Origin of the sequence: Dyadobacter alkalitolerans DSM 23607 (assembly GCF_000428845.1) — a bacterium.
Classification (GTDB): Bacteria; Bacteroidota; Bacteroidia; order Cytophagales; family Spirosomataceae; genus Dyadobacter; species Dyadobacter alkalitolerans.
Map to the genome: position 1 here is coordinate 554,603 of NZ_AUAS01000003.1, position 11,505 is coordinate 566,107.

The window sequence follows — 11,505 nt, forward strand, 5'->3', positions numbered from 1 at the left end:
GGATTATTGGATGTAAATGATTGATTGGGCAAATAAAAAAAGGATAAAACCTTTGTCGGCTTTATCCTTTTCAGAAACAGTAATGGTTAACCATTATTTGCCGACCTGTCCCTCTAATACTCCCATGTATTTCTTCGCGTTTACCACTTCCGATGAAAGAGGAAACTCGTCGATAACACGTTTATATGTGGACACTGCGTCAGCGGGCTGGTTTGCTTTTTCCTGTGCGATAGCTAATTTCATTAAATAAACCGGCGTGAAGTATTCGTTCTTCTCGTAATCCGCAGCCTTTTTATAAAAAGAAATTGCCTCAGCTGGTTGGTTCTTTTCAAGATATGCATCACCAATCAAAGATTGCGCCCGCGCATGAACCAAAAGATCAGATGAGCTGAATGATTGAAGATGCTTGATCGCATCATCATATTTTCCTTGTTTCAATAATGCCACACCGGCATAGAAATTCGCCAAATTACTAGCGTCAGTTCCTTTATAAGAATCAGCAATAGACAAAAGTCCTTCATTGCCACCGCTTCCGTTCAATGCTTTTTGTAATGAGTCAGCTTCAAAATCGTAAACGACATTTGCAAGTGCATCCTGGGCTGTGCCTTCTTGACCATCGATGTAAAAACGATATCCGGCAAAAGCGACAACTGCTAGCACAACCGCCCCTGCTATCCCTAAAACTATCTTGCGATTTTTAATAAAAAAAACCTCCGCTTTATTGATCTGGCCAGCTAATGCTTCCGGAGTTTCAATAATTTCAAGCCCGGATTCGTCCGTGTTTTTCTTGCTCATATCAATTAATTCGATTTTGGAGTGCAAAGTTATGAAAACTAAACGAAATTTTATTGCTAAAAAACATCGGAATAAACAAAAAAAACAGCACACCGGATAACCGATGCGCTGTCGCTATTTGAAAAGCTAAATATCAGATATACAAAGGAAATTGTTTCATCCAGTTATTGATCTCACCTTTCACAGCTGCGATCTTGGCATCCTGATCGTGATTAACAAGCACAGTATCAATGAAATCCACAATGCGCTCCATATCCGTTTCGACCATTCCACGGGTAGTTACCGCAGCCGTTCCAACACGGATTCCCGAAGTGATCATCGGTGATTTGTCATCGAATGGCACCATATTCTTATTAATGGTAATGTCCGCCTTAATCAATGTATTTTCTGCCAATTTTCCGGTTAAGCCAGGGTTCTGACCATTTTTCGTCCGAAGGTCGATCAGCATCAAATGGTTATCTGTTCCGCCGGAGATAATGCCGTAACCTTTATCTACAAATGCTTTCGCCATTGCCTGCGCATTCTTTTTCACCTGAACTGCGTAGTTGTAGTAACCTTCGCTCAATGCTTCCCCGAATGCAATCGCCTTAGCAGCAATGATATGCTCCAAAGGTCCGCCCTGTGTTCCAGGAAATACACCCGAATCCAAAAGCGAAGACATTGTGCGCAACTGGCCTTTTGGCGTTTTGATACCAAATGGGTTTTCAAAATCATTACGCATCATGATCACACCGCCGCGAGGGCCGCGAAGTGTTTTGTGCGTTGTGGTTGTTACAATGTGGCAATGATCAAACGGATCATTCAATAAACCTTTGGCGATCAAGCCGGCAGGGTGAGCAATATCCGCCATCAATAATGCACCAATCTGATCTGTGATCGAACGCAAACGTGCGTAATCCCAGTCGCGGCTATATGCGGAAGCTCCGCAGATCAAAAGTTTTGGACGCTCTCTTACAGCCGTTTCCTCTACTTTATCCCAATCTATCAATCCTGTTTCAGCTTCTACACCGTAAAATATAGGCTGAAAATATTTACCTGAAATGTTAACCGGCGAGCCGTGCGTCAAGTGACCACCATGCGAAAGGTTGAAACCCATGATTTTATCGCCCGGATTCAGGCATGCAAGAAACACAGCTGTATTTGCCTGCGCACCCGAATGCGGCTGAACGTTTGCCCAGGTTGCTCCAAAAAGCTCCTTTAAACGGTCAATTGCAATTTGTTCTATCTCATCCACAACCTCACAGCCACCATAGTAACGCTTACCTGGCAATCCTTCTGCATATTTGTTTGTCAAAACGCTTCCAGACGCCTCCATAACCTGTCTGGAAGTGAAGTTCTCAGACGCGATGAGCTCGATGCCAGATTCCTGACGATGTTTTTCTCTATTAATAAGATCAAAAATGGTGGTGTCACGTTCAACGCTGGTGAGTGTAGACATGGGTTGTATTGGGAAAATGGTGTGATGATTTCGTAGATTTGGGTGCAAAAATAAGAATATTTCTGGATGCGTTTATTTTTTAAATTTTTTTAATAATATTCGTTTTGAGTTGTATTTTTGCTCTCGATTTCCTACCCTGTCTATTCATAAACTCTTATAAATAAATTCAAGCATAATATGAGCCAGCAATCGGTGAATTCACAAACAATTTTGATGCAAGCTTCCAACAACGGAAAGGGAACGCCCGGAACGATCGGACAGCCAATCACCTACGAAAAAATACCGACTCAAATTTTCGCCGATTCCAAAGAGGCTTCCAATGCAGTAGCAAAGGAAATTGCAGACTTGATCCGCCAGAAGCAGAAAGAGGGTAAGAAATGTGTTTTGGGCTTAGCGACTGGATCTTCACCAAAAACGGTTTATGCAATTCTCGTGCGCATGCACAGGGAAGAGGGTTTGAGTTTTAAAAATGTAATTTCATTCAACCTGGATGAATATTACCAAATGGAGCCGGAATCGATTTACAGTTACCACCGCTTCATGAAAGAGCAGCTGTTTGATCATGTAGACATTCCGAAAGAGAATTACTTCCTTCCGGACGGCACAGTTCCTCCTGCATTATTACGTGATTACTGCACATCCTACGAAAATAAAATAAATGCTGTCGGCGGCCTGGATTTCCAGCTTTTAGGGATCGGGGGAAATGGCCACATTGGTTTTAACGAACCGGGATCGTTAATCAATTCACGCACGAGATTGATTACACTCGATCATTCAACGCGGGTTGCCGCAGGGATGGAATTTGGCGGATTGCATAATGTGCCCCGCAAAGCCATTACACTGGGTGTTGCGCCCATTTTGAATGCCCGCCGCATCGTTCTTTTGGCTTGGGGTGAAAGAAAAGCTTCGGTGATCCGCGGTGCAGTGGAAGGTCCTGTTACGGAACTGAACCCAGCATCTTACTTGCAGGCGCATCCGGACGTTTCTTTCGTTGTGGATGAAAGCGCGGCTTCTGAACTGACGCGGATTAAAACGCCATGGGCGGTTGATTCGGTGGTTTGGGATAATAAAATGATCAAAAAGGCGATCACGCATTTATCCAGCTCGCTAAACAAGCCGATTCTTAAACTGACAGATAAAGATTACAATGATAATGGTATGAGCGATTTGCTGGCGCAATATGGTTCTGGCTATGAGATCAATATCAATGTATTTAATCAATTACAACATACTATTACCGGATGGCCGGGCGGTAAGCCTAATGCAGACGACACCCACCGTCCTGAGAGAGCGCAGCCATCCAAGAAACGCGTGTTGATTTTCAGTCCGCACCCGGATGACGACATTATCTCCATGGGTGGAACATTCCAGCGATTGGTGGATCAGGGACATGAGGTGCATGTGGCTTACCAAACTTCCGGTAACATTGCCGTTGCCGATGATGAAGCATTACGTTTTATCGATTTCGTAGTTGACTTCAATAAAGGATTCGGAATTGACAGCCCGCAAGCGAATCAGATGTTCCTGGATGCGAAGGAGTTTTTGAAACATACGAAAGACAGCGAAATCGACACGCCTGAGATCAGGAAAGTGAAAGGATTGCTTCGCCAGGGTGAAGCCAAAGCAACTTGTCGTTTTGTTGGCATCCCTACAAGCCAGGCGCACTTCCTCAACATGCCTTTTTACGAAACAGGGACCGTTCAGAAAAAACCGATCGGTGAGGAAGATATCAAGATCATTGAAAACCTGATCGAAGAAATAAAACCGCATCAAATTTATGCAGCCGGTGACTTCGCCGATCCGCACGGAACGCATAAGGTGTGCTGGGATGCTATTGAAGCAGCATTACAGCGCTCGAAACATAAAAACTTCATGAAGGACTGCTGGGTATGGCTATACCGCGGAGCATGGGCTGAATGGGATATTTATGAAATCGAAATGGCTGTTCCAATGAGCCCGGACCAGGTTTTGAAAAAACGTCAGGGAATTTTCAAACACCAGTCGCAAAAGGATGGCGTTGTGTTTCAAGGCGAAGATTCGAGGGAATTCTGGCAACGCGCGGAAGAGCGCAACCGCGCAACTGCACATTTGTACGATGAGCTTGGCTTGGCGGAATACGAGGCGATGGAAGCTTTTGTAAGGTGGAAATTCTAAGATTTTAATATATAAAGTAAAAGCCCGGTGTTGTCACATCGGGCTTTTACTTTATATATCATTTTGCATTTATAATTCCATATCCATCCACATTCGCTGGGCCATTTTTTCGACCATTTTGACAACGCCTTCGATAGCGCCGAAGATTATGCAGAGCGGCAGAATAATTGGCAAAAATATCAGCCACTGCAATGCCATCGTAAAGTTAAATCGTTTTGAAATCGGCGTTTTCATATCAGGTTCAGGTTATTAACATAGGAGTTTGATATCCCAAGTTAGCGTTTTTATTTAATGCCAACAAAGTAATTCTCCAAAAACGTTCGAAAATTGTAGAAAATTTTTATAAACAATGTAATTATTCTATTGTAGATTCTACTAAAAGCAAGTGCTACAAGGTTGCTACCCGCCGAAATTGAACCCGCTCTTAAAAAATTTTTGTTTATTTGTTATAGTTAAATAAATCAAAATTCCGACATGCCGTCTTCCGACATCATACAATTATTACCAGATTCTATAGCCAATCAAATTGCCGCCGGCGAGGTTGTTCAGCGGCCTGCATCGGTGGTGAAGGAACTTATGGAAAATGCCATTGATGCGAAGGCGAACCATGTGCAAGTTATTTTAAAAGAAGCTGGAAGGGCATTGATCCAGATCATTGACGACGGTTCGGGAATGTCTGAAACCGATGCCCGAATGAGCTTTGAGCGGCATGCTACTTCGAAGATACGGCAGTCGGAAGATTTGTTCAGGATCCGGACAATGGGCTTTCGGGGCGAGGCGCTTGCTTCCATTGCCGCTATTGCACAAGTTGAGCTGAGGACGCGTCAAGAATTTGACGAGCTGGGCACGATGATCCGGATCGACGGTTCGGAGATTAAGGCGCAGGAAGCGATTGCATGCCTGAAAGGGACGAACCTTTCGGTTAAGAACCTGTTTTTCAATGTTCCTGCACGACGCAATTTCCTGAAATCCAACTCGGTTGAAATGCGTCATGTCCTGGATGAATTTCAGCGCGTTGCCCTCGCACACCCGCAGGTTGCTTTTACATTGCACCATAATGATACGGAGGTTTTCAACCTGCAATCGGGCAAGCTGGTTAAGAGGATTGTTGACATTTACGGAAAGAGTTATCGGGAGCAACTTGCTTTTTGTCAGGAGGATACGTCCTACATCAGCGTTCGCGGTTATATTGGAAAGCCTGAGTTTGCCAGAAAAACACGCGGCGAGCAGTTCTTTTTTGTAAACGACCGCTATGTGAAACATAGTTACATGCACCATGCGGTTATCAGTGCATTTGACGGCACTATACCGGAAGGGAGCCATCCATTTTATGTCCTCTTCATTGAAATTGATCCCTCACACATTGATATAAACATTCATCCGACGAAAACGGAGATCAAATTTGATGATGAAAAGTCGGTGTATGCCATTGTCATGGCTGCGGTCAAAAAGGCTGTGGGCGTTTATAATTTGTCCCAATCTATTGATTTTGACGATAACATTAATTTTCTGAACCCAACATCGTCGGATCAAAACCATAATTTAATTCCCAGAACGGTCATGCCTGACTGGGCAGCGCAATCGAAAAAAGGAGAAAGCGGGCAGTCCAGATCGAATCTGACCAATTGGAATAAACTCTTTGAAGGATTACAGAATACAGAAGACCGTAACCGTGAGCTGGCTGCATTTGAAACCAATGCAAGCACAGTTTCGAGGCCATCATTCCAGGAGCAGCCAAAAACCATTGCCAGCAAGATTAACAGAATGGCGTCCGAGGTTATTTCTGCGCCCGAAAGCGATGCGGTTCTTTTTCAGCTTCATAACAGATACATTCTTTCACAGGTCAAAGACGGCATTATGCTCATCGACCAGAAGGCTGCTTATGAAAGGATTCTCTACGAACGATATCGTAAGATGCTGACGAACCGAAATGGGGCTTGCCAGCAATTGCTTTTTCCTAAAACCATCCGGTTGACGCATTCGGATATGCAGCTTGTGAATGAGACGAAAAAGGAAATCAGGAGCCTGGGATTTGAATTTGATGAGTTTGGATCCAATGAGCTGATCATTCGGGGAATTCCGGCGGATTTACCGGAAGAGAGTGAGCAAGATCTTTTTGAAGAACTGATTGAGCAACTAAAACAAAGCTACTCCGACCTTAAACTCAATAAACCCGAAAGCCTTTCACGCTCGCTGGCCAGACGCTTTTCTGTTCGTTATGCGGTGAAACTTTCATTTGTAGAAATTCACACATTGATTGACCAGCTTTTTGCATCCACCGATCCTAACAGAACTCCTAGCGGAGAAGCAATCATCGTTTTGCTCACAATGGATAAACTTACCAGTATATTTAAAGCCTGACGAACAAAAATATAGGGTCATCAGTTATTGAATAAATCTTGATTAAACACAAAATATGTTATCCATAACCCCTACTGTCAAGAACTTACTTATTCTTAATATTCTCTTTTTTGTAGTCGATTCCTACATTTTTAATCTTACTAATGTCTTTGCGCTGCGGTCTTTATTTTCTCCCGCGTTTTTGCCATTTCAGTTTGTAACGTACATGTTCTTGCACGGAAGCTTTGGGCATTTGTTCAGCAATATGTTCGGGTTATTTATGTTCGGACCATTGCTAGAGCGAGGCTGGGGGCCAAAGAAATTTTTGTTTTTTTACTTTTTTACGGGCATAGGAGCGGGAATGCTGTTCTCCGGGATTGATTATTTTGAAAACAGTCAGGTTAGGCAGGCTGTTGAAATATTTACTCAGAATCCGACGCCGGACGGACTCGTGGATTTCATGAGCAAACATGCTGAAAGAATTTACGAAGCCAACCTTGATTTTTTAAATAAGTTTGAAGAAAATCCAACAAATTCTGGCTACATTCAACAAAGTGTAGCGTTTGTAAATAGTTATTATCAAAGTTTGATCAATACACCGCTGGTTGGTGCTTCGGGAGCAATTTTCGGCATCCTAATGGCGTTTGGTTTATTGTTTCCGAATACTGAGCTTTTCCTCCTTTTTGTTCCGTTTCCGATTAAGGCTAAATATTTTGTCGCTTTTTACGGTTTGTACGAATTATACGCTGGATTTCAGAATGCTCAGTCAGACAATGTCGCACATTTCGCGCACATCGGAGGAATGCTATTTGCCTATATATTATTGCGTTACTGGAATACGCAAAGAACAAATTTCTATTGAGAGATGAGCAATATTGTTGATGACGTAAAGAGGGAGTTTGCCAAATCAGAGAATGCACTTGTAAAGATAATCCTCGTTAATGTCGCGGTCTTCCTGACTTTGCTGCTATTAAAGATTATTCTGACTCTTTCTCAATCCGCAAATGTTTACACTGCAGTGATTAATACGCTGCAACTTCCCGCAGCAACCAATGAGTTTTTGTACAGACCCTGGACGCTGATCACTTATTTTTTCACACACGATGATATTTTCCATATCCTCTTCAATATGCTGTTCCTCTATTGGTTTGGAAAGCTTATTGATGAGTATTTGGGTGCAAAGCGCGTTATTGCGCTGTATATGCTTGGGGGGATAGCGGGTGGATTGATTTACATTGTCCTTTACAATGCATTACCTTACTTTCAGGCTCACGTAGAAGGATCCAGAATGCTTGGCGCTTCGGCAGCAGCATTTTCTGTGGCGGTAGGAGCTTCTACTTTGCTTCCCAACTACACATTCAACCTTATTTTTTTAGGGCCGATCAGGATCAAATTTATTGCCCTTTTTTACATTATCCTTTCTCTTGCGCAAACTGTTGGCCCGAACGCCGGAGGCAATTTAGCGCATTTGGGAGGTGCTTTTGTTGGTTATGTATTTATCAAATTATTGCAAAGCGGAACAGACCTTGGTAAGCCGTTATATGCTGTGATGAATGTATGGTCCAGATTATTCCGCAAACGTCCCTCTATGCAGGTTACTTACCGCGAAAGACAAGTTTACCGAAGCACAAGTGTTTACTCCTCAACATCGTCATCCGGAACGATTGAAATGCCTGATCAGACGGAAATTGATTCCATATTGGATAAGATTTCAAAATCGGGCTATGAAAGTTTGACGAGAGAAGAAAAGCAAAAGCTGTTCAAGGCAAGCCAGCAAAAATAAAGTCAGACTTAATGTCCTTATTTGCTTAATTTTGTCTGGATTAATTCCGCAAAAATTTGATTTCAAAAGCTTGAATATGCTTATAAAACCTGGGAAGTTATTAGCTAAGATTGATTCCCCTGAGGACCTACGAAAGTTAGACAGTTCCCAGCTTCCACAAGTATGTAACGAATTACGTCAGTTTATTATTGATAACGTTTCCGTCTATGGCGGGCATTTTGGTGCGAGCCTGGGCGTAGTTGAGTTAAGTGTTGCACTTCATTACGTGTTCAATACACCGGATGATCAGTTAGTTTGGGATGTGGGCCACCAGGCTTATGGTCATAAAATCTTAACTGGCAGACGGGATAATTTTCATTCCAACCGCACATACGGAGGCCTTTCTGGTTTCCCCAGACGCAGCGAAAGTATTTATGATGCCTTTGGGGTAGGACATTCGTCTACATCCATTTCGTCGGCACTAGGAATGGCTGTTGCATCCGCATTAGAGAAAAACTTTGAAAGACAGCATATCGCCATTATAGGAGACGGTGCAATGACCGCGGGGATGGCCTTTGAAGGCATGAACCACGCGGGAGCAACGGATTCCAACCTGCTTATCATTTTGAATGATAATTGTATGGCTATTGACCCGAATGTGGGCGCATTGAAAGAATATCTGACTGACATTACCACTTCACAGACTTATAACAAGTTCAGGGACGAGGTTTGGAATATGCTCGGTAAGATGAGCAACTTTGGTAAGAGCGCTCAGGAGATCGTTTCGAAAGTAGAAACGGTGATGAAAACCGCAATTCTTCGGCAGAGTAATCTTTTTGAATCACTAGGGCTAAGATATTTCGGTCCTATTGACGGCAATGATATCAGTCACCTTACCGAGGTTTTAAAAGACCTTAAAAGTATTCCAGGACCAAAGTTGTTGCACTGCCTTACCGTAAAAGGTAAAGGTTATGGTCCTGCTGAAAAAGACCAAACGAAATGGCATTCGCCCGGTATTTTTGATAAGATTACAGGAGAAATTAAAATAAAGGTTTACGATCAGCCGCAAGCACCGAAATATCAGGATGTCTTTGGCAACACCATTGTAGAGCTTGCAGAGCATAATCCTAAGATTGTCGGCGTAACGCCGGCCATGCCATCCGGTTCATCATTGAACATTATGATGGACGTCATGCCCAAAAGAGCATTTGATGTCGGCATCGCTGAACAGCATGCTGTTACATTCTCTGCCGGAATGGCCACGCGGGGCGAAGTTGTTTACTGCAATATATATTCAACCTTTATGCAACGGGCATATGATCAGGTCATTCATGATGTCTGCATTCAGGAGCTGCCTGTGATCTTCTGTCTCGACAGAGCAGGCCTGGTAGGCGCGGATGGACCAACTCACCACGGGCTTTATGATATCGCTTTTATGCGTTGCATTCCCAACATGGTTGTAGCGTCGCCTATGAATGAACAGGAGTTGAGAAATCTGATGTACACTGCACAGCTGGATTCGTTCCAGTCAGGAAAGCAAGCATTCACAATTAGATATCCCCGTGGTTCGGGCGTAATGCCTAACTGGAAAACGCCGTTTGAAGAAATTCAGATTGGTAAGGGCAGAAAACTGAGAAGTGGTGAAGACATTGCGATTCTGTCATTCGGACCTCTTGGAAACTTTGCATTGAAAGCGTGTGAACAGTTGGAATTAAACGGCATTTCCGCCGGATTATATGATATGCGTTTTACAAAGCCATTAGATGAGGCTCTGCTGCACGAAGTATTCAAATCCTATGACAGGATCATCACACTAGAAGATGGCTGCTTACAAGGAGGATTTGGCAGTGCTATCATAGAGTTCATGGCAGACAACGGATATTCTTCGATCATAAAAAGATTAGGCATCCCAGACCATATCATCGAACACGGCGAACCGAATGAACTCTACCGCGAATGCGGAGTCGATACAGAAGGCATTAGCAAGGCGGTTCAAGAGTTTTTAAACGCCAGATCTAATGCTAAGACTGTTGTATTGAATTAGGGATTGATTTAATAAGTTTGAATGTGGCTGCTTGGAAACTAGGCAGCCATTTTTGTTTTAACCATCTAATAGGAAGATAAACCGCCGCGTCTTTCATCGATTGCTGTGTAGAATTATAAAACCGGCGTTCTACGATTGCTATTCACAGGACTTATGTAATGAATGAGCCCTATAATAAGGAGCTTACTAAGCATTGAAAGACCGCTCTTAAGAAATGGTCTTTGAGTGGTATAGTTGCGGCAAGGCTACGCCCCGGACTAGGCGCCCCGTGTACTTTAACCAGGTCGGACCGCGCAGGTTTGATCCGAGCCGCGTAGGTCAAGCTGGCGCAACGCAGTACCATCGGCGGTCCCTTAAAAAGTACAAAAAAATACTATCCTTATGAGATGGTCTTCAGTGGTATTGTGACGGCTAGGCTACGCGCCCCGGACTGCGCGTCTAGCCTACTTTTATCAGGTCGGACCGCGCAGGTTTGATCGGGGATGCCTAATCCAAGTATCATCGGCCGTTCTGGCTGGGGCCGCGAGCAACCTGGGCGCCCCGGCTTAGGCAGCCCCGCTTAACTTTTCTGTTTGAGACGGGGCGCACAGCCGGGCAAGAAGCGAACCCCTCAGGCACAAAAAAAGCCTTACATTCCTGCAAGGCTTTTAGTTTTAATGTTATTGTGGCGGCTACCTACTTTACCAGGTTTGATCCAAGTATCATCGGCGGTTCTGGGCTTAACTTCTCTGTTCGGGATGGGAAGAGGTGAACACCAGGCCAATAGCCACCAACAAGGTCGTTGTTGGTCTTTGTTTTCAACAATATTTTGGTGAGTGTATAATCAATGTCATATTGGAAGTAGAAGAGATCAAAAAGTGTTAAGATGTTAATGTGCAAGCTGTTGGGTAATTAGTACTGCTCAGCTGAATGTATTTCTACACGTGCACCTGCAGCCTATCAACGTCGTAGTCTACAACGACCCTTATGTGG

General features: G+C 43.7%; 8 protein-coding genes and 2 rRNA genes. 5 read left to right on the plus strand and 5 right to left on the minus strand.

Going from position 1 to position 11,505, the window contains the following annotated elements; translation table 11 throughout:
• Positions 1–93: 93 nt before the first annotated feature.
• Positions 94–795, minus strand: coding sequence for a tetratricopeptide repeat protein (locus G395_RS0108405; protein ID WP_026629650.1), 702 nt, complete (start codon positions 793–795; stop codon positions 94–96).
• A 133-nt stretch (positions 796–928) separates the two neighbouring features.
• The gene (gene glyA, locus G395_RS0108410) at positions 929–2,233 is read right to left on the minus strand and encodes a serine hydroxymethyltransferase (RefSeq protein ID WP_026629651.1); all 1,305 of its coding nucleotides are present in this window, start codon (positions 2,231–2,233) and stop codon (positions 929–931) included.
• Between the two features lie 213 nt (positions 2,234–2,446).
• Between glyA and nagB the strand changes: the two genes are divergently transcribed.
• Positions 2,447–4,387, plus strand: a complete 1,941-nt coding sequence (nagB, locus tag G395_RS0108415) for a glucosamine-6-phosphate deaminase (protein ID WP_026629652.1) — start codon at positions 2,447–2,449, stop codon at positions 4,385–4,387.
• 69 nt (positions 4,388–4,456) lie between these two features.
• Here the strand turns inward: nagB and G395_RS32390 are convergent, their stop codons facing one another.
• The gene (locus G395_RS32390; RefSeq protein ID WP_169720018.1) at positions 4,457–4,621 is read right to left on the minus strand and encodes a hypothetical protein; all 165 of its coding nucleotides are present in this window, start codon (positions 4,619–4,621) and stop codon (positions 4,457–4,459) included.
• Positions 4,622–4,861: 240 nt separating this feature from the next.
• On the opposite strand from G395_RS32390, the gene mutL reads away from it, so the two are divergent.
• The 4 genes from mutL to dxs all read left to right on the plus strand — a co-directional run bounded on the left by mutL (position 4,862) and on the right by dxs (position 10,533).
• The gene (mutL, locus tag G395_RS0108425; RefSeq protein WP_026629653.1) at positions 4,862–6,748 is read left to right on the plus strand and encodes a DNA mismatch repair endonuclease MutL; all 1,887 of its coding nucleotides are present in this window, start codon (positions 4,862–4,864) and stop codon (positions 6,746–6,748) included.
• Positions 6,749–6,803: 55 nt separating this feature from the next.
• Positions 6,804–7,589: a rhomboid family intramembrane serine protease gene (locus G395_RS0108430; RefSeq protein ID WP_026629654.1), complete on the plus strand. Its 786-nt coding sequence runs from the start codon at positions 6,804–6,806 to the stop codon at positions 7,587–7,589.
• Positions 7,590–7,592: 3 nt separating this feature from the next.
• Positions 7,593–8,510 carry a rhomboid family intramembrane serine protease gene (locus tag G395_RS0108435; protein ID WP_026629655.1) on the plus strand — a complete coding sequence of 306 codons (918 nt, stop codon included), beginning with the start codon at positions 7,593–7,595 and terminating at the stop codon, positions 8,508–8,510.
• 76 nt (positions 8,511–8,586) lie between these two features.
• Positions 8,587–10,533, plus strand: a complete 1,947-nt coding sequence (gene dxs, locus G395_RS0108440) for a 1-deoxy-D-xylulose-5-phosphate synthase (RefSeq protein ID WP_026629656.1) — start codon at positions 8,587–8,589, stop codon at positions 10,531–10,533.
• 662 nt (positions 10,534–11,195) lie between these two features.
• Here the strand turns inward: dxs and rrf are convergent.
• Positions 11,196–11,307: ribosomal RNA gene (gene rrf, locus G395_RS0108445) — 5S ribosomal RNA — on the minus strand.
• A gap of 96 nt (positions 11,308–11,403) precedes the next feature.
• Positions 11,404–11,505: ribosomal RNA gene (locus tag G395_RS0108450) — 23S ribosomal RNA — on the minus strand; the annotation flags it as partial.